The following is a 17,614-nucleotide window of genomic DNA, read 5'->3' on the forward strand; positions in this document are numbered from 1 at the left end:
TGTACTGACGCCCGCGAGCGGCGGGCGCAATGGAATTCAAAACATCTTTTACCTGGAGTTGAAGGTGGCGCACGGGCGGGAAAAGCGAACGCGCAAAAAAACAGCGCCCGCATGTGGCGCTGTTCCAGGTAGCGGCCATGACCGGCCGCAGGCATGCAGCAATCAGCAGCGGCCGATGTTCAGGTCGGAGATCAGGTTGTTGAAATTCTGGCGCAGACTGTTGGCGTCGTCCTCGATGGTGGGACGCATCATCTTGAACGCACCGGTGCGCGCCGCGTCTTCCTTGTAGCGGCCATTGTTGGTGTGCTCCAGGATCTTGCGGCCGGAGGCCAGGAAGCCGTTGACGTTCATCATCATGCCGGTGCAGCCCTTGGCATCGGCCTCGCGCGTCTTCTTGTCGAAGCCCAGCGCCATTTCGTTCATCTTGTCCAGCTCCTGCTTGAAGGCCTCCTGGTCGGCGCCCAGGCCCTTGCCCTCGAACACGCCCGACGCCTTGTCCATCGTAGCCTTGCCGTAATAGACCATGCCGGCGCGGTAATAGGCGACCGTGTCCTTCTTGGCCTTTTCAAAGGCTTGCTTGGTGTTGGCCGTGTCCTTGATGGAGATGCCGCGGTAGAAGCCGTTTTCCGCCTTCACGACTTCGGTCAGCGCCGCGACGTAGGCCGGGCTCTTCTCGCGCGCCAGCGCGCCATTGTCGGACAGGAAGGTCTTGGCTGCAGCATAGTTCTGCAGTTCATGGCTCAGCGGCGCCAGCTTGCCCAGCGCATCCGAGAACGCCTTGGCGGGCGCGTCGATCTCGGCGATAGGCGTCGACATCGCCAGCGCGCGACCGAGCTTCTCCTTGGTGCGCTGGATCGTCGAGTCGTTGCTGATGACGAAATCCTTGAGCGGCTTGCCTTCCTTCAGCGCCGGGACGGCGTAGGCCTCGTAGCGTTCCAGCGCCTGCTCGAAGGTCGTGGAAATGCTGTTGGCGGTGTCGACGTACTGGTTGTACTTGATGATCTCGGACTGAGCGGTAGTCGGCTCGGACGCTTTCGCTTCCTTCTTGGCGCTGTCGTCGCCGCACGCGGCGAGCGCCAGCGTGACGGCCAGAACTGCGAACATGCGCAAGGGGCGCGGCATAAACATCTTTGATTCCTGTTGCGGGTTGCTCTGAAGGGGACGCATGATATGCCCTCCAGATGCTTAACACGCTACAAATCTATTCAACCCTGTCACAAGAATTTTCAAGCCATCTCTGCTCGTGATCCAGCAGCCAGCGCTTGCGGTGCAAACCGCCGCCGTAACCGGTCAGGGCAGCGTCCGCGCCCACGATGCGGTGGCAAGGCACGACGATGCCGATGGGATTCGCCCCGTTGGCCGCGCCCACCGCGCGCACGGCGGCGGGACGCGCGATGCGGTGCGCCAGCGCGCCGTAGCTGATCGACTGGCCGCCCGATACTTCCCGCAATGCCCGCCACACCGCGCGCTGGAAATCGGTGCCACCGGTGGCCACGTCCAGCGCGTCGATGGCGCGCACGTCGCCGTCGAAGTAGTCCAGCAACGCGCGCCGCGCGGGCGACGCCTGGACCGCATCGCGCAATTCGACCTGCTGCTTGCGGTACTGCCTGCGCAACAGCAGGTGCATGCGCGCTTCGTAGTCTTCCCAATCGACAGCCCGCAGGCGCCGCTGCTCGTCGCTCAGGACCAGCATCAGGCCGATGGGCGTGGGAACGCGCTCAAGAAAAAAAGCCTGGGTTTGGACGGGCATGGCGGACTCCAGCGTAGGTGATCGACCGTAGCACTATAGGCGCGGACGCGGGCTCTGCGCTGGCGGTTTTCGGACAGGAATGCTGCATCCACAACACTGTCCGAAAACCGCTAGATCCAACGCTCGCCGCGGCGTTAGCATGATCTCATGGACCTGAACCACGACGCCTGCTACAGCGCCATCCAAGTGCGCGACTCCCGTTACGACGGCCGCTTCTTCACCGCCGTGAAGACCACGCGCATCTATTGCCGTCCGGTCTGTCCGGCGCGCACCCCATTGTCGAAGAACGTCACGTTCTATGCCACGGCGGCAGCGGCGCAAGAGGCCGGCTACCACCCCTGCCTGCGCTGCCGGCCAGAGACCGCGCCGGAGGTCGGGCCGGGGCATGAGCTGCCCGATGGCGTGGCCCGCGCGCTGCAGTTGATCGAACTGGGCGCGCTGGACGAGGACGGCGTGGACGTGCTGGCGCAGCGCCTGGGCGTGGGCGAACGCCAGTTGCGGCGCCAGTTCCGCCAGCACCTGGGCGCCTCGCCCGTGGCCGTGGCACAAACGCGGCGCGTGCTGCTGGCCAAGCAGCTGATCCACGAGACCCGGCTGCCGATGGCCGAGATCGCCTTCGCATCGGGCTTTGGCAGCATCCGCCGCTTCAACGAGATCTTCCACGACCTGTTCGCGCGCGCCCCAGGCGACCTGCGGCGCTCCGGCAAACCGGAAGTATCGGCGGCGCAAGAAGGCGAGATCAAGCTGCTGCTGCGCTACCGCCCGCCCTATGACTGGGACGCCATGCTGGCCTTCCTGCGGCTGCGCGCGATTCCCGGCATCGAGCAGGTCACGGACGACAGCTACGCGCGCACCGTCCTGCTGGACGGCTGCCAAGGCACGGTGACGGTGCGCCCGGGCCGCGGCGATGCGCTCGAGGCCACGGTGCGCTTTCCCCGGCTGCAGGCGCTGCCGGCCATCATCGCGCGCCTGCGCCGCGTCTTCGACCTGGCCAGCGATCCGGTCGCCATCGCCGCGCAGTTCGCCAGCGATCCCGTGATGACCGAGCTGATCCGCGCGCGGCCCGGCCTGCGCGTGCCCGGCGCCTGGGACGGCTTCGAGCTGGCCATGCGCGCCGTGCTGGGCCAGCAGATCACGGTGGCCGCGGCCATACGCCTGGCCGGCAAACTGGTGGCCGCGCACGGCGCGGCCATGGCGCGTCCAGAAGGCGCGCTGACGCATGTATTCCCCTTGCCTGAAGCCGTGGCGGCGGCCGAGCTGGCCTCGCTGGGCATGCCGCGCAGCCGCGCCGCAACCTTGTCGGCGGTCGCCGCGGCGGCGGTGGCGGACAGGCATCTGTTCGATGCCGCCGGCGGCCTGGAGGATGCGGTCCGCCGGCTGCGCACAATACGGGGCGTGGGCGAATGGACGGCGCAATACATCGCGCTGCGCCAGTTGCGCGAGCCGGACGCGTTTCCGTCCGCCGACATCGGCCTGATCCGGGCCTTGGAAAGGCTGGAAGCGCGGACCTATACGCCCGCGCAATTGCTGGCCCGCGCCGAAACCTGGCGGCCCTGGCGCGCCTACGCGGCGCAGCACCTGTGGACGGCCTGAGCGAACGCCGGGCTTACCACCGGTCTTCCGCGCCCTTCCTGAAATACGCCACCAGGAAGTCCACGAACATGCGCACCTTGGCCGACAGATGGTGCCGTTCCGGAAAGACCGCGTAGATGTCGGCTTGCGGCAAGGCGTAGTCCTCCAGCACCTGCACCAGCCTGCCGCTGCGCAGATAGCGCGCCAGGTCCCATTCGGCGCGCTGCAGGATGCCCAGGCCGGCCAGGCCCCAGGTCAGCGTCACTTCGCCGTCATTGCTGCTGAGGTTGCCGCGCACCTTCACGGTTTCGCTGCGGCGTCCCTTGGTGAAGCGCCACAGGCCGTACGCGGCTTCATTCTGCCGCAGCACGATGCACTGGTGCCGCGCCAGGTCGTGCGGCGTGGCGGGAATGCCGTGGCTCTTCAGGTAGCCCGGCGACGCGCAGACCAGGCGCCGGTTGGGCGCGATCTTGCGGGCGATGAGGCGGGTGTCGGGCAGGTCGCCGAAGCGCACGGCCACGTCGACGGCGTCCTGCACGAAGTCGGCCGGGCTGTCGGTCAGCTGTAATTGCAGCGACACCTCGGGATATTTCTGGGCGAATTCCGCAATCGCGGGCGCGATGTAGCTGCGGCCGAAACCCAGCGGCGCGTTGACCTTGAGCAGGCCGCGCGGGCTGTCCTGGCGGCTGGCGATCAGCTGGTCCAGGTCCTCGATCTCGCCCAGGATGCGGCGGGCGTTTTCCAGGTAGACCTCGCCTTCCGCGGTCAGGCTCAGGCGCCGCGTGCTGCGGTTGACCAGCCGCACGCCCAGCCGCGCCTCGATCTGGGCCAGCCGCTTGCTGACCGCGGCCGGCGTGACGCCCAGCTCGCGGGCGGCGGCGGACATGCCGCCGGCGCGCACCAGTTCGACGACCAGCTGCAACTCGTTGGAATGTCCCATGGCCCCTCCAGGTCCGCAGGGTGCGCGGCACCCTGGCGCGGGGCGGATCAGTCGCGGAAGTTTTCGAACTGCAGCGGCAGGTCGACGTCGGTCTTCTTCAGCAGCGCGATGGCGGTCTGCAGGTCGTCGCGCTTCTTGCCGCTGATGCGCAGCTTGTCGCCGTTGATCTGCGATTCCACCTTGAGCTTGGCGTTCTTGATGGCGGCGATGAGCTTCTTGGCCACCGGCTGCTCGATGCCCTGCTTGATGGTGACCTTCTGGCGGGCGCCGCCCAGGTTTTCGAGGGGATCGGCTACGTCCAGGCAGCGCACGTCGATGCCGCGGGCCGACAGGCGGCCGCGCAGGATGTCCAGCATCTGCTTGAGCTGGAAGGCGCTGGAAGCGACCTGCGTTACGACAAACTCGTCGAGCTCGAACTTGGCGTCGCTGCCCTTGAAATCGAAGCGGGTGGCCAGTTCGCGGTTGGCCTGGTCGACGGCGTTGGAGAGTTCGTGTTTGTCGACTTCGGAGACGACGTCAAAAGTAGGCATGACACGGGGTCCTGTTGGGTAAATGTTGAAAAAGGCGAATACCGGGGTATCGCCTATTTTACCGGCCCCGCGGCCCGAGTCACGCCGTCAGCACCAGCAGGCGGCCGGCTTGCAGGGGATGCGCAATCACCTGCGCGTCGATGCCGTAGGCCAGATACAGATTGGCCGGCGTCAGGACCTCTGCCGGCGTCCCCTGCGCGATGCCGCGTCCGCCGCAGAGCAGCAGCAGGCGGTCGCACCAGCGCGCGGCCAGGTTCATATCGTGCAGGATCACCAGTACGCCCGTATTGCCGGCGTGGGCCAGCTCCCAGGAGCGCCGCAGCAGGTCGCCCTGATGCTTGGGGTCCAGGCTGGCGGTGGGTTCGTCCAGCAACAGGTAGCGCGGCTCGTCGCGTTCGCGCGCGGCATGGCATTGAACCAGTACGCGGGCGAACTGGACGCGCTGCTGTTCGCCGCCGGACAGCTCGGGATAGCGCCGCCCGGCAAGATGCGCCGCGTCGGCCTCTGCCAGCGTTTGCGTCACCAGCGCGTCCACCACGGATGGCGCCAACTCCGGGAACGGATAGGCGCCCATGGCGACCACCTCGCGCACGCTCAGGTCGAAGCTCAGCCCCGGCTTTTGCGGCAGCACGGCGCGGCGGCGCGCCTGTTGCCGGTGCGGCATGGCGGCAAGCGGGGTCTCGCCCAAACTCAACTGGCCCGCATCGGCAGCCAATTCCGCTGACAACGCGCCCAGCAGGGTGGATTTGCCAGCGCCGTTGGCCCCCAGCAAGCCCACCACTTCTCCCGGGCGGATGTCCAGCGATACATCGGTGAGAATGCGCGCTGCGCCGCGGTTCACGGTCACGTTTTGCGCGGAAAGCGTCATCCTATCCTCCGTCCGCGCGCCAGCAGCCACAAGAAGAACGGCCCGCCCACCAGGCCCGTCACCAGGCCGATGGGCAGTTCGGCCGGCACCACCACGGTACGCGCCAGCCAATCCGCGAGGATCAGCGCCAGGCCGCCGGCCAGGACGGTCGCGGGCAGCAGCCAGCGGTGATTGGCGCCCAGCGTCATGCGCACCAGGTGCGGCACCACCAGGCCGACGAAGACGATGGTGCCCGTGGCGGCGACCAGCGGTCCCACGATGAGCGCGCTGGCCAGCACCAGCCTGGCCCGCACGCGCTTGAGCGTGTAGCCCAGGTGCTGGGCTTCGCGTTCGCCCAGCAGCAGCGCGTTCATGACGCGCCACTGACTCATCAGCCACAGGCTCACCAGCAGCACCCACGGCCCCAGGAACGACAACACCTTCCAGTTCGCGCCGCCCAGGCTGCCCATGTTCCAGAACGTCAGGTCGCGCAGCTGCGCATCGGTGGCGACGAAGGTGAACAGGCCGATCAAGCTGAACGCCATGGCCGTGATGGCCACGCCCGCCAGCAACAGCCCCGCCACGCCCGGCACGCGCCGGCCCACCGCGTAGGCGCAGAGCGTGGCCAGCAGGCTGCCGGCGAAGGCGGCAGGCGCGGTGACCCAGAAACCGCCGGACGTCAGCACGATGGCGGCCACCGCCCCAAGCGCGCCGCCCGCCGATATACCGATCAGGCCGGGTTCGGCCAGCGGATTGCGGAACAGCGCCTGCATGGCCGCGCCGGCCACCGCCAGGCCGGCGCCCGCCACCAGCGCGAACAGCACGCGCGGCAAGCGGATGTCGATCAGCACATTGCGCCACAAGGCAGTCTCGGGCGTGGGCGCGCCCCACAACAGGGACGGCAGCTCGCGCAGGGGGATCGCCACCGCGCCGTTGGCGGTGGCGGCCACCACCGCCAGCATCAGGGCCGCCGCCAGCAGGCCCAACGCCAGCGGCGCGCTAACGCGCCATGACATGCGCAACCTCCTGCTTGAGCTGGGTCAGCGCCAGCGGCAGGCGCGGTCCCATGCCCAGGATGAGCAGGTCGTCCATCACCACGATGCGCCGCTTCGCGGCCGCCTGGGTGGACGCGATGCCGGGCATGCGCAGGAAGGCGTCCATGCCGCCGCCGGCGTCCAGCGATGCCTGCGTCACGATGATCAGGTCAGGCGCCAGCGCGCCCATGGCCTCGGCGGACAAGGGCTTATAGCCATGCTGATCTTGCAGCACGTTCACCAGCCCCGCCAGGTGCATGACTTCGTTGGCGGCGGTGTCGCGGCCGGCGCCTTGCGGCGAGCCCGTGCGGTTGATCAGCAGCAGCGCCCGCGCGCGCGTCGCGGGCACCGCCTCGGCGCGCGCGAGCTCGCGCGTGACGTCTTCCACCATGCGTTCGCCCGCCGGCGCCACGCCCAGCGCGTCCGCAATGCCGCGGATGCGCGACTTGAGCGAATCCACCGACGGCGCGTCCGACACGGTGACGACGCGCACGCCGACGTCCGCCAGCCGCTTGAGCGAGTCCGGCGGGCCGGCCTGCTCAGAGGCCAGCACCAGATCCGGCTTTAGCGACAAGACGCCTTCCACGGGTACCGAACGGTAGTAGCCGACGCGCGGCAGCTTGGTCGCGGCCTCGGGATAGAGGCTGGAGAGATCGTCTCCCACCAGCTTGCCGCCCTGCCCCAGCTGATACACGATTTCGGTCACGGTGCCGCCCAGGGTCACTACCCGGGTGGGCGGCGCCGCGTACGCGCCGAGCGCGATTGCCCAGCCCGCCGCCATTGCCAACCATTTTTTCATCGCTACGTCCTTATGGGCTCAGGCGGCCAGCGGCACGCTGCACAGGCTGATCATCAGTTCGCGCCATTGCGCCAGTTCCGGCTTGCCGGGCTTGCGCTCGCCGAAGAACTGCGCAATCAGGTCGCCCGTCGAGGCATACAGCTCCAGCGAGGTGACCCAACCGTCCGAGGTCGGCTTGTTCACCACCCAGGCCGAGGCAATGGCGGTGGTATCCAGGTGCAGGTTGAACTTCGGGTCCAGCACGTTGTACCAGGGGCCGGTGCGGCGCAATTGCTGCACCGGGCCGGTATGGATCTGGATCATGCCGCGGTTGCCCACGAAGCACATGATGGACAGGCCGGACTGCGCCGCGGATTCGAGCATGCGTTCGACGGCGTCGGCCGGCACCTGCTGCGCCAGATCCTCGCCCGCGCCCGCCAGGGCGGCCAGGCGCGACACCTTGAACTTGCGCAGCAGGGGAAAGAACTCGTGCGTGTCCTGCATGCCCAGCCAGGCTTCGCGCCACTGCGCGCTGTTCTCGACCCGGTCGGCGTCGGCGGCGGGCGCATAGGGCTGGGTCTCGGGCCATTGCGCCTCGCCCGCGAACTTGGCGACCAGGGCATCGTAGGCGGCGGCGTCGGTAGCGTCGGTGCGGTAGACCTTGTGCACCGCCACGCCCGCGCCATCGAAGAACTGCAGGCTGTGGCGGCCGTCCTGTTCGACTGCCCAGGCCGACTTCCAGGTCGTGAAGAAGACACGCAGGTCGATGTCCGGTCCGAGCACCAGGCCTACCGGACCTTCGGCCTGGATATCCTCATACACGCCATGGCGCTCGTGCACACACCAGTCGTTGCGGGTAAGCGCCATGACCGGGCCCAGCGTGCCCAGTTCGCGGAAGATTTCCTGAGGCGTGCCGTGCAGGGCCGTGGCCTTCAGGCCGCCGCATTGCGCCGCCACCCATTCGGCTTCGGACACTCCCAGCGCCTGCGCCAGATTGCGGGCGCGCAGCTTGGGTTGCGAGGCGGCCAGGGCCTCGTTGCGGGCGCGCAGTTCCTGGGCGCGGGACGTGAAATCGGTGTTGCTCATCGTGGGCCCTCCGGCCGTTGCTAAGGTTTGCGTAAACCGCCGCCGCCCCGGTATGGTCCGGACCGGCGGCGGGTCTGGATCAATACTGGTATGTCAGTGAGACGCGCAGGCTGCGTCCCGGTTCCGTGTACCAATCGACCGGCCGCGGAATGGCGATGGCGCCGGCGGTCGGCACGTTGATGGCCTCCCAATACTTCTTGTCGAACAGGTTGAAAACGCCCGCCTGCACCTGCAGGCCCTTCACCGCGGCCGGACGCCAATAGCCCATCAGGTCCACCACGCCGTAGCCGGGCGCCTGGAAATCGGGATTGCGGGCCGTGGCCGTGGCCTCGGGGTACTCGACCTTGTCGCGCTTCAGGGCCGTGGTCAGCATGGCGTCCACGCCCCACGCATCGCGGCTATAGCCCAGGCCCAGCACCGCCTTCAGCGGCGCCACCGAGTTCAGGTACTGCCCCGTGCTTTCGTCCTTGCCCACGGCCCACGCCAGCGAACCCCAGGTGCGCCAGCCGGGCGAAAACTTCCAGTGCGCGCTGGCTTCGGCGCCGTAGATGCGCACCTTGGCGCGGTTGACGTTGCCGGTCACGCCCAAGGGGTACTGTCCGGCCCAGCCCGGCTGCCACTGGGGCGAGGACGCGTTCAGCGGCACGTCGCCGTCGATGAAGTTCTGGTAGCGGTTGTCGAACAACGATACCGCGCCGCCCAGGGAATCGGAACCGATCTTGGCGCCCAGCTCCCAGCCCTTGCTGGTTTCAGGCTTCAGATAGGGATTGCCCACGCGCAGGTAGGTGCCGGGGCCGCCATAGTTGGTGTAGAGCTGCGTCGGGCTGGGCGCCTTGAAGCCGTATGCGTATTGGGCATAGAGGCTGAGTTCGTCCGCGGCCTTCCAGGTGGCCAGCAGCTTGGGCGAAAAACGGCTGCCGCTGTTGGACGGCGGCAGCGCGCCCGCGTTCGGGTTGCTTTCGTAGCTGGCCGTGGACTGCGGCTTCTGTTCGTAGTGGTCGTAGCGCAGCGCCGGCATGATGGTGTAGCGGCCGTCGGCGAAGCTGAATTCGTCCTGCACCCACAGAGCCCACTGGTTGCCCTTGGACTGCGGCACGTCGGCCTGGTTGGTGTGCAGCATGTCGCACAGGCGCGGACCCATCGGCGCGCGCGTGCCTGCCGGGATCGCCGGGCAATTGTCGTAGCCGCCGGAGTACTGCTCGGTCTTGTTGCCGTACCATTCCCCGCCCACGGTCCACAACTGCGACACCGACGCGCCTGCCAGACGCTTGGTGATCTCGGCATTGGCGCCGAACATGGTCTGACGGATGGAGTTGCTGCGGCCATATGGCCCGCTGGGATAGCCGTAACGGAACGGATCGCCCGGTATGGCGTAGGCCCGGGAATCGACGCTGCGCACGCCGCTCAGCGAGCTGTCCAGCTGCAGGCGCTGCCAATAAACGACCGCGCTGGCCGTGTCGATCAGGCTGTCCGCGCCGGGCGCCTTGTACGAGTAATCGAAGGACACGCGCTGGCGCTCGGTTTCCTTGCGGGTGCTGTTTTCGCCGTACAGATAGCTGGTGCCTGCGCCCTGCTCGAACATGCTGTCGATGTCGGCGTTGCGCTTGAAGTATTCGCCGGTCAGGCCGAAGCGGTGGCCGCCTTCGACGCGCTGCTGCAGCTTCAGAAGGAAGCTGCGCTGGTCGTAGTCTTCCGGGCTGGGTTCGCTGCGCTTGGGTCCATAGCCGCCGACGTCGCCGCGATTGTCCAGGGCATGGCCGTTGCGTACGCCCGCCTGCACCAGCCAGAACGTGTTGCTGTGGATCTGGCCCGCCAGCGCGGCGTTGGCGCCCCAGCTGCTGTCGGCCGTGTCGTAGTCGGTCTTGGCCAGCGCGCCGAAGGTCTTGCCGTCGGTCAGCAGGTCAGACGGTTGCAGCGTGTGCAGGTCGGCAGTGCCGGAAATCGCGCCAGAGCCGCCGCCGCTGGCGTCGGCGCCGCGCACGATGTCCAATCGCGACAGGCTGTTGAAATCCACCGTTTCCAGGCCGCCCTTCAGGCCGCGCGCGCCGTCGTCCAGCCATGGCAGGCGGATACCGTCCACGCGCGTCAGCACACGGTCCTGGTCCAGGCCGCGGATATTGATGCTGTTGGTCGTACGGTTGAAACTCACGCCGGGCTCGGCGCGCTTGCCGAAATCGCTCCAGTTCTTGACCTGCAGTTCGTCCAGGCGCTTGCGGTCGGTGCTGGTTTCCCAGGCCGGTGCGACCGGCGCGCCCTCGCCTTCCACCTGGACCGGCGCCAACTGCGTCACGTCCGCGGACAATGCCTGCAACACGTAAACGCGGGCGCTGCGCTCCTGCACGCCCAGGCCGCTGCCCGCCAGCAAGCGCGCAAAGCCTTCATTCACGGAATAGACCCCGTCGAGCCCCGCCGTGCGGCGCTGGCCCACCAGCGCCGCGTCGAACAGCACCGTCACGCCCGCGCTGTCGGCAAAGCGCGGCAGCGCCTCGGCCAGCGCACCCGCCGGAATGCGATAGCCGCGCGCCTGCGTCTGCTGCGCGGACTGCGCCCACGCGGCGCTTGCGGGCAACAAGGCGGCGGACACGGCAGCCAGCGCCAGGGCGGCATGCACGGCGGCGGCCAGGCGGGTCATGCGGCATTGCAGGCCTCGGGCGGGTCGGGAGCCGCTTGCGCGGCCGGCGGGAAGATAAGCCATGGTCGTCCTTTCGATCCAAAAGGTGTCGGCATTCGTTTGCCTCTACAGACCATGACCCTCGTGAAATCGGAATCGGACAGCTGGCCCTCCCCTTTTTTGTAACGGCGCGGATTCAGGCCTCGGCAGCCGCGCGCAAGGTGATCGTCACCCAGTACGGCGTGCGATAGCGCACCCGCACCGGCAAGGTCGCGGGCAAGGCCGCCAGGACCGCATCGGTATCGCGCACCTGGAACGCGCCCGAGATGCGCAGATGCGCGGCCTCGAGATCGCAACGCAGGATGCCGGAACGGTAGCGGCCCAGTTCGGCCGCGAAGGCGTCCAGCCGCATGCGGTTGGCGTACAGCACGCCGCGTTGCCAGTCGCTGGCATGCGGATCCGCAGGGGATGGCGGCGACGCGCCCTCGTCCGTCAGGCTGCTCTGCTGGCCGGCCTCCAGGCTGACCAGGCTGCGCGGATGCGCGGCGCTGCCGACGCGGATCCGCCCTTCCTGCACGCTGACGCGGCACACGCCGCCTTCTTGGCGCACGCAGAATCGCGAGGACTGCGCCTCGATGTCTCCCTGGCTCGTGCGCACCACGAAGGGCCGCGGCGCAGGCGCCGTGTCGGCCACGGCATGCACCGCGATCTCGCCGGCGCGCAGCCGCAGCAGGCGCGCCGTGGAGCTGTACATCACGTCGACGGCGCTGGCCGTGTTCAGCAGCAGCGTGGAGCCATCCGCCAGCGCCACTTCGCGCCGTTCGCCCGGCGCGCTGCGGTAGTCCGCGGTCCAGTCCAGCGGATCGGCGCGCCAGGCTGCCCAACCGACGGGCCCGGCCGCCACCAGCGCAATCAGCGTCTTGAGCGCGGCACGACGGCTTCCGAGTCCGGGGCGGTTCAAGGTGGCCATGCCCAGCGCCGCCGGGATCAGGCCGAAGCGCTCATTCACGCGCTGCGCGCGCTGCCAGGCGTGCTCGTGCTCGGCCTTGCTGGCGCGCCACAGTTCACAGGCCCGCTGGTCCGCGTCGGTGGCGCGGCCCGAACTCAGCCGCAGCAGCCAGCGCGCGGCCTCGCGCGCCACGCTGCGTTCGACGGCGGGCAGCTCGGGCGCCGCCTCGGCCTGCGGGTTCAGATCGACGCCATGATGCATTGTTCGAATCCCTTGGCGATGTAGCGATGCACGGTGCGCAGCGACACGTTCAGGCGGGAGGCGATTTCGCCATGGCTCAGTCCTTCCAGCTGCGCCATCAGGAAGGCCTGGCGGGCCGGCAGCGACAGGCCGGCCAGCATCTCGTCGATCTCCTGCAGCGTTTCCAGGATGATCAGGCGCTGCTCGGCCGAGGGCGCCAGCGCCTCCGGCATCAAGGCCAGGGCTTCCAGATAGGCCTGCTCCACCGAGCGCCGCCGGTGGTGGTTCAGCAGCAGGCGCTTGGCGATGGTGGTGAGATAGGCGCGCGGCTCGCGCAAGGCGTCCAGTTCGTGGCGGTGGCGCAGCACCCGCACGAAGGTGTCCTGCGCCAGGTCGGCGGCGTCGAAGCTGTTGCCCAGCTTGGCGCGCAGCCAGCCATGCAGCCATCCATGATGAGCGCGGTACAGCAGATGGACGTTGTCGCCGGCGGCGACCGCGGGATTCGGCACGGGTGGCTCCCTGAACTTTCAATCACAAATAGAAATCAATCTCATTCTAAATGCAAAACCATGATTCCGGTCAAGCCCGCGCGCCGCGCTTGACGGCGATATGATGGGGACGGATTCCTCCCTACAGGCCTGCCCCATGCTCTATGCCGCGCTCAAATTCATCCACCTGATGGCCGTGATCCTCTGGGTCGGGGGCATGCTTTTCGCGCACTGTTTCCTGCGGCCGGCGGCCGCGCAGCTGGAACCGCCGGTCCGGCTGCGGCTGATGGCGGCGGTGCTGGGGCCGTTCCTGAATGCGGTGCTGGCGGCCATTCTTCTGATCCTGGCGACGGGCGCGATCATGATCGGCCAGGAAGCCAGCCAGGCGGCGCAGACGGGCGGCGCCTTCTTCATGCCGCGCAGCTGGACCCTCATGGCCTCGGGCGGCCTGGTCATGACGGCCATCTACGCCTACATCCGCTTCGTGCTCTACCCGCAGCTGCGGGCGGCGGTCGCCGCGTCCGACTGGCCCCAGGGCGGCCAGGCCATGGGCGGCATACGCCGCTGGGTGGGCATCAACCTGCTGCTGGGCATCGCCATCGTGGCCATCGTCTTTCTGGGGTAGCTGGATATCAGCCAGCGCCCGCGAGCTATCGGGCATGTGCAGGCTGGTATCGGAATTCTTTTGCTTGGTGCAATACGCATTACATCCGCGCTGGCCACACTGCGGATGACTCTCGCGGGCTTACACAAACAAAAGGAATCTCCATGATCAAGCGTGTCTTCCAGCTGGCCGCCCTCGGCCTGTTCGTTTCCGCCTCGGCCGCGCATGCCGCCGCTCCCATCGACAACAGCGCCCTGGACCAGACCGGGTTCCGCGAACACAAGGCGACCTACGGCGTGGTCTACCGCCTGCCCCAGGACGTCAACGCCATCCTGGACGCCAAGATCAACGGCACGCTGAAGGCCGACCTGCTCCAGCTGGGCCTGAAGACCGAGGCCGAAACGCCCAACATGCCGCACGTGACGGTGGTGCACATCCACAGCGCCGACCCTGAAACGCCCGCCCGCATGCTCAAGGCCCTGCCCAAGCCGCCGGCCCCGCTGCAGGTCACGCTGAAGAACTTCTATCCCACCGAAGCCGCCAAGGGCGCGGGCCATCCGTGGTGGCTGGACCTGGGCGTGGTCAAGAGCGGCCAGGGCTTCGAGGACATGATGCGCTACAACACCGTCGCCACAGCCGCGCTGGCGCCGCTGCGCGATGGCCCGCTGCCGCGCGTCACCGGCCCGGTCTACGCCAAGATGGGCGATGCCGGAAAAGACCTGGTCAAGACCATGGGCGTGAGCGGCGTGAACATCATGCAGGACGGCAAGGAAGTGCGCGCGCACAATCCGCACACCACGCTGGTCTACAGCATGGCGCTGTACGACACGCGCCTGCAGGACGCCATGAAGCAAGAGTCCGACAAGTTCAACGCCGTGCTGCCGGACGGCATCAACACCACCTTCAAGGACGTGTCCATCGTCGAGATCGGCTTCGCCGGCAACGTGGTGCGCGAGATCTACCGCGTCAGCCTGGAAGACGGCTCGGCCATCGACGTGGCGACGGGCAAGAAGGTCGGTTCCTAAGCCGCACCGGCTGCGGGAGCGTCCACGCGTTCCCGCAGCACCTCGCGGATCTGCCCGCGCAGCCAGGCCTGCAGCGGCGACGTATGCAGGCGCCGCGGCCACACCATCACCAGTTCGATCTTGCGCAGGCTGGCAGGCAGTTCCAGCGTCGCCAGGGGGAAATGCCGGGCGTGCACCCGCGCCACGCTGGCCGGCATGGTGGTGGCGTAATCAGTGTCCAGCAGCACATAGGGCGTGATGCCGAAGCCGGACAGGTAGGCCGAAAATTCCAGCCGGCTGGCATCCGGCTTGAGCGCGCGGTCGAAGTTGGTTTCGCGGCCATACATGTGCGCGAAGGCGAACCACTTGATGGACGGCAGATCCGCCAGCGACAGCGCGCGCTTGCCTGCCCAGGGATGCCGCGCCGACACCACGCACACGCGCCGGTCCTTCAGCAGCGTATCGCGATGGAAACGCGCCGGCACCTTGCCGAACAGGCCGATGGCCATGTCCAACCGTTCCGCGTCCAGATCGTCCGGCACGAAGTCTCCGTGCACCGACTGGAAACGCAGCGTGATGCCCGGCGCGGCGCGGTGCAGCCGTTCGATCAGCGGCGCCGCCAGCAGGATCTCGCTGTGCGCGCCGGTGCCGATGTTGACCACGCCGCTGGCCTTGGCCGGATCGAAAGCCTCGGCCGGACGCAGCGCCGCTTCGATCTGCGCCAGCGCGTCATGCACCGCCGAATGCAGTTCCAGCGCCCGCTCCGTTGGAATGAATCGGCCCTTCACCACCACCAGCAAGGGATCTTCCAGCCGGCGGCGCAGGCGCGCCAGGTCACGGCTGATGGCGGGCTGCGTCTTATGCAGCAGGGCTGAACTGGCGGTGGCGCTGCGAGTGCGCATCAGGACGTCGAACGTCAGCAGCAGGTTCATGTCCAGCCGGCGCAGATAGGGCAAGGATTGGGCGTCGCTCATGCCGCCCATACTATGCCTGAAATGCATGCGTTGAAAATTCCATACCATTTTCGACATATATGGCTTGCGCAGCCAGCATTGGGCAAGGCCGCCGGCCTTGGCTACAGTCCGCGGCAGATCGGGGCCTTCCGCACCCGACCCGACTTTCCGGAGACTGCCGCAATGAACCCCTTGGGCCCGACCGCCGCGCGCTGGCGCGCTTCCCCCCGCCGCTGGATGGCGGCCGCGCTGGCCGGCGCAGCGCTGCTGGCGGGCGCAGCCCAACCGGCCGCCGCCGCCTTCCCCGAACGCCCCGTGACGCTGGTGGTGCCCTTCCCCGCCGGCGGCACGCCCGACATCCTGGCCCGCATCCTCAGCGACAGCCTGGCCAAGCGCCTGGGCCAGCCCCTGATCGTGGAAAACCGCGCCGGCGCCGGCGGCAACATCGGCGCGCAGGCGGTGGCGCGCGCCGCGCCCGACGGCTACACCTTGCTGATGTGCGCCTTCGGCTGCACGGTCGCGCCCTCGCTCTACCAGCCCGCGCCCTACGACATCGTCAAGGACTTCGCGCCCGTCGCCATGGTCGGCACGGTGCCCAGCGTGCTGGTCGTCAATCCCAAGGTGCCGGCGCAGACCGTGGCCGAGCTGCTGGCCTACGCCCGCGCCCATCCGGGCAAACTGAACTCGGCCTCGTCGGGCGTGGGCGGCTCGGCCCACCTGGCCACCGAACTGCTGAAGCTGCGCACCGGCATCGACGTGGCGCACATCCCCTACAAGGGCGCCGGACAGGTCGCGGCCGATCTGCTGGGCGGCCAGGTCGACATGTATTTCGACAACCTGCCGGCATCGCTGGCGAACATCCGCGCGGGCAAGCTGCGGGCCCTGGCCGTGGCCAGCGCCAAGCGCGCGCCGGCCATTCCGGACGTGCCGACCTTCGCGGAGGCCGGCGTGGCCGATTTCCTGATCACGCCCTGGTTCGGCATCATGGCGCCCGCCGGCACGCCGGACGCCACGCTGGCCGCGCTGCACCAAGCCTTCAACGACGCCTTGCAGGCGCCCGAGGTCGCCGCCAAGATGCGCGAACTGGGCGTGGAAACCGCCGCCGGCCCGCGCCAGGCGCTGGGCGACTTCGTGCTGGCCGAGACCGCGCGCTGGAAGGACGTGATCCAGGCCAACCACATCCGGGCGGAATGATGGCGGACGAACCCGGCCGCGCCGCATCGGACGCGCTCGCGCCGATCCGTCTGCGCGACATGGGCGCCTTCCATGTCGGCGGGCGCGAGGTCAGCTTATCCGGTCTGCCGCGGCGCGAAGTCGTCATGGCCGAGGGCGGCCAGCCCGTCGCGCTGGACCCCAACGGCACCTACCGCGTCGAGCAGATGTACGCGCAGTACTTCCTGGCCGAGCCGGCCAGCGGCCGCCCGCCCCTGGCCTTCTGGCATGGCGGCGGCATGACCGGCGCGGCGTGGGAGACCACGCCCGACGGCCGCCAGGGCTGGCTCCATGCCTTCCTGCGGCGCGGCTGGGACGCCTATCTCTGCGATGCCGTGGAACGCGGCCGCTCGGGCTACGCGCCGGTCCCCGAGATCTGGCCGGAAGGCCCCATCGTGCAGGCGCAGGAAGACTGCTACACGCGTTTTCGCATCGGCCGCCCGGGCGCCCGCCCCGGCCCCGGCAGCGCCTATGGCAACACGCAGTTCCCGGTGGAAGCCTTCGGCGAGCTGGCCGCGCAGATGGTGCCGCGCTGGGTGCATACCGACGCCGCCGTCCTGCGCGGCTATCTGGCCTTGCTGGAGCGGGTCGGCCGCATGATCGTCATCTGCCATTCGCAGGCGGGCGTATTCGGCATCCGCGCGGCCGCCGCCCGGCCCGATCTGGTGCGCGCCGTGGTGGCGCTGGAGCCGGCCAGCATCCCGGAACTGGACGCCGGCTACCGCACGCCCACGCTGATCCTCATGGGCGACAACATGGACACGGACCCGCGCTGGCCGCGCATGCGCGAGCGGGTGCGCGATTTCGCGCGGCGGCACGCTTGCGTCACCCTGCTGCCGCTGCCCGAACTGGGCATCGCCGGCAATTCGCACATGCTGATGATGGACCGCAACAGCCTGGACCTGGCCGCCCGCGTGCACAACTGGCTGATGGCCCTGCCGCCCGCCTGACATCCCGCTGCGGACGGGCCCCGCCTGCTGCCATTTCGTGGCAGCATTATGGATCCGTCATCCCCG

17 protein-coding genes are annotated in these 17,614 nt (G+C 68.5%); 5 read left to right on the top strand and 12 right to left on the bottom strand.

Annotation, left to right across the window (positions count from 1 at the left end; genetic code table 11):
• Positions 1-162 precede the first annotated feature (162 nt).
• Both ACZ5YA_RS15485 and ogt read right to left on the bottom strand, forming a co-directional pair.
• Positions 163-1,128, bottom strand: a complete 966-nt coding sequence (locus ACZ5YA_RS15485) for a DUF3829 domain-containing protein (RefSeq protein WP_464092731.1) — start codon at positions 1,126-1,128, stop codon at positions 163-165.
• Positions 1,129-1,201: 73 nt separating this feature from the next.
• Positions 1,202-1,750 carry a methylated-DNA--[protein]-cysteine S-methyltransferase gene (gene ogt / locus ACZ5YA_RS15490; RefSeq protein WP_118934820.1) on the bottom strand — a complete coding sequence of 183 codons (549 nt, stop codon included), beginning with the start codon at positions 1,748-1,750 and terminating at the stop codon, positions 1,202-1,204.
• Positions 1,751-1,897: 147 nt separating this feature from the next.
• Between ogt and ACZ5YA_RS15495 the strand changes: the two genes are divergently transcribed.
• Entirely contained in the window at positions 1,898-3,343 is a 1,446-nt protein-coding gene (locus ACZ5YA_RS15495; RefSeq protein WP_251880999.1) for an AlkA N-terminal domain-containing protein, read from the top strand.
• A 13-nt stretch (positions 3,344-3,356) separates the two neighbouring features.
• On the opposite strand, the gene ACZ5YA_RS15500 is transcribed toward ACZ5YA_RS15495, so the two are convergent.
• The 9 genes from ACZ5YA_RS15500 to ACZ5YA_RS15540 all read right to left on the bottom strand — a co-directional run bounded on the left by ACZ5YA_RS15500 (position 3,357) and on the right by ACZ5YA_RS15540 (position 12,846).
• Positions 3,357-4,262 carry a LysR family transcriptional regulator gene (locus ACZ5YA_RS15500; protein ID WP_118934825.1) on the bottom strand — a complete coding sequence of 302 codons (906 nt, stop codon included), beginning with the start codon at positions 4,260-4,262 and terminating at the stop codon, positions 3,357-3,359.
• Between the two features lie 47 nt (positions 4,263-4,309).
• Entirely contained in the window at positions 4,310-4,792 is a 483-nt protein-coding gene (locus ACZ5YA_RS15505) for a YajQ family cyclic di-GMP-binding protein (RefSeq protein WP_059377757.1), read from the bottom strand.
• 79 nt (positions 4,793-4,871) lie between these two features.
• Positions 4,872-5,660 (bottom strand): heme ABC transporter ATP-binding protein, encoded by a 789-nt coding sequence (locus tag ACZ5YA_RS15510; protein ID WP_059377754.1) that lies wholly within the window; start codon positions 5,658-5,660, stop codon positions 4,872-4,874.
• Entirely contained in the window at positions 5,657-6,601 is a 945-nt protein-coding gene (locus ACZ5YA_RS15515) for a FecCD family ABC transporter permease (protein ID WP_118934840.1), read from the bottom strand. Before ACZ5YA_RS15515 ends, ACZ5YA_RS15510 begins: the two co-directional genes overlap by 4 nt.
• Positions 6,602-6,638: 37 nt before the next feature.
• Positions 6,639-7,472 carry a heme/hemin ABC transporter substrate-binding protein gene (locus ACZ5YA_RS15520; protein WP_464092732.1) on the bottom strand — a complete coding sequence of 278 codons (834 nt, stop codon included), beginning with the start codon at positions 7,470-7,472 and terminating at the stop codon, positions 6,639-6,641.
• A gap of 18 nt (positions 7,473-7,490) precedes the next feature.
• Complete coding sequence (locus tag ACZ5YA_RS15525; protein ID WP_251880994.1) at positions 7,491-8,537, bottom strand: hemin-degrading factor; 1,047 nt, start codon at positions 8,535-8,537, stop codon at positions 7,491-7,493.
• A 79-nt stretch (positions 8,538-8,616) separates the two neighbouring features.
• Positions 8,617-11,232, bottom strand: coding sequence for a TonB-dependent receptor (locus ACZ5YA_RS15530; RefSeq protein ID WP_464092733.1), 2,616 nt, complete (start codon positions 11,230-11,232; stop codon positions 8,617-8,619).
• A gap of 112 nt (positions 11,233-11,344) precedes the next feature.
• The gene (locus ACZ5YA_RS15535; RefSeq protein ID WP_464092734.1) at positions 11,345-12,358 is read right to left on the bottom strand and encodes a FecR domain-containing protein; all 1,014 of its coding nucleotides are present in this window, start codon (positions 12,356-12,358) and stop codon (positions 11,345-11,347) included.
• Positions 12,337-12,846: a sigma-70 family RNA polymerase sigma factor gene (locus tag ACZ5YA_RS15540; RefSeq protein WP_464092735.1), complete on the bottom strand. Its 510-nt coding sequence runs from the start codon at positions 12,844-12,846 to the stop codon at positions 12,337-12,339. The genes ACZ5YA_RS15535 and ACZ5YA_RS15540 overlap by 22 nt, the downstream gene beginning before the upstream one ends.
• Positions 12,847-12,982: 136 nt before the next feature.
• Here ACZ5YA_RS15540 and ACZ5YA_RS15545 point away from each other — a divergent pair, with 136 nt between their 5' ends.
• Both ACZ5YA_RS15545 and ACZ5YA_RS15550 read left to right on the top strand, forming a co-directional pair.
• Positions 12,983-13,450 (top strand): CopD family protein, encoded by a 468-nt coding sequence (locus tag ACZ5YA_RS15545; protein WP_059377732.1) that lies wholly within the window; start codon positions 12,983-12,985, stop codon positions 13,448-13,450.
• Between the two features lie 143 nt (positions 13,451-13,593).
• Entirely contained in the window at positions 13,594-14,454 is an 861-nt protein-coding gene (locus ACZ5YA_RS15550) for a hypothetical protein (protein ID WP_059377730.1), read from the top strand.
• On the opposite strand, the gene ACZ5YA_RS15555 is transcribed toward ACZ5YA_RS15550, so the two are convergent.
• Entirely contained in the window at positions 14,451-15,407 is a 957-nt protein-coding gene (locus tag ACZ5YA_RS15555; protein WP_464092736.1) for a LysR family transcriptional regulator, read from the bottom strand. The two genes, ACZ5YA_RS15550 and ACZ5YA_RS15555, sit on opposite strands and share 4 nt — an antisense overlap.
• A gap of 162 nt (positions 15,408-15,569) precedes the next feature.
• Here ACZ5YA_RS15555 and ACZ5YA_RS15560 point away from each other — a divergent pair, with 162 nt between their 5' ends.
• Together ACZ5YA_RS15560 and ACZ5YA_RS15565 are read left to right on the top strand one after the other, a co-directional pair.
• Positions 15,570-16,580, top strand: a complete 1,011-nt coding sequence (locus tag ACZ5YA_RS15560) for a tripartite tricarboxylate transporter substrate binding protein (protein ID WP_187774082.1) — start codon at positions 15,570-15,572, stop codon at positions 16,578-16,580.
• Positions 16,577-17,548, top strand: a complete 972-nt coding sequence (locus ACZ5YA_RS15565) for an alpha/beta hydrolase (RefSeq protein ID WP_464092737.1) — start codon at positions 16,577-16,579, stop codon at positions 17,546-17,548. Before ACZ5YA_RS15560 ends, ACZ5YA_RS15565 begins: the two co-directional genes overlap by 4 nt.
• The last annotated feature ends 66 nt before the right edge of the window (positions 17,549-17,614 follow it).

It is taken from the genome of Achromobacter sp. JCM 18799, assembly GCF_055395645.1.

Coding starts and splice junctions, on each gene's coding strand:
- ACZ5YA_RS15485 (WP_464092731.1), bottom strand. CDS start 1,128: ATGTTTATGCCGCGCCCCTTGCGCATGTTCGCAGTTCTGGCCGTCACG.
- ogt (WP_118934820.1), bottom strand. CDS start 1,750: ATGCCCGTCCAAACCCAGGCTTTTTTTCTTGAGCGCGTTCCCACGCCC.
- ACZ5YA_RS15495 (WP_251880999.1), top strand. CDS start 1,898: ATGGACCTGAACCACGACGCCTGCTACAGCGCCATCCAAGTGCGCGAC.
- ACZ5YA_RS15500 (WP_118934825.1), bottom strand. CDS start 4,262: ATGGGACATTCCAACGAGTTGCAGCTGGTCGTCGAACTGGTGCGCGCC.
- ACZ5YA_RS15505 (WP_059377757.1), bottom strand. CDS start 4,792: ATGCCTACTTTTGACGTCGTCTCCGAAGTCGACAAACACGAACTCTCC.
- ACZ5YA_RS15510 (WP_059377754.1), bottom strand. CDS start 5,660: ATGACGCTTTCCGCGCAAAACGTGACCGTGAACCGCGGCGCAGCGCGC.
- ACZ5YA_RS15515 (WP_118934840.1), bottom strand. CDS start 6,601: ATGCTGGCGGTGGTGGCCGCCACCGCCAACGGCGCGGTGGCGATCCCC.
- ACZ5YA_RS15520 (WP_464092732.1), bottom strand. CDS start 7,472: ATGAAAAAATGGTTGGCAATGGCGGCGGGCTGGGCAATCGCGCTCGGC.
- ACZ5YA_RS15525 (WP_251880994.1), bottom strand. CDS start 8,537: ATGAGCAACACCGATTTCACGTCCCGCGCCCAGGAACTGCGCGCCCGC.
- ACZ5YA_RS15530 (WP_464092733.1), bottom strand. CDS start 11,232: ATGGCTTATCTTCCCGCCGGCCGCGCAAGCGGCTCCCGACCCGCCCGA.
- ACZ5YA_RS15535 (WP_464092734.1), bottom strand. CDS start 12,358: ATGCATCATGGCGTCGATCTGAACCCGCAGGCCGAGGCGGCGCCCGAG.
- ACZ5YA_RS15545 (WP_059377732.1), top strand. CDS start 12,983: ATGCTCTATGCCGCGCTCAAATTCATCCACCTGATGGCCGTGATCCTC.
- ACZ5YA_RS15550 (WP_059377730.1), top strand. CDS start 13,594: ATGATCAAGCGTGTCTTCCAGCTGGCCGCCCTCGGCCTGTTCGTTTCC.
- ACZ5YA_RS15555 (WP_464092736.1), bottom strand. CDS start 15,407: ATGAGCGACGCCCAATCCTTGCCCTATCTGCGCCGGCTGGACATGAAC.
- ACZ5YA_RS15560 (WP_187774082.1), top strand. CDS start 15,570: ATGAACCCCTTGGGCCCGACCGCCGCGCGCTGGCGCGCTTCCCCCCGC.
- ACZ5YA_RS15565 (WP_464092737.1), top strand. CDS start 16,577: ATGATGGCGGACGAACCCGGCCGCGCCGCATCGGACGCGCTCGCGCCG.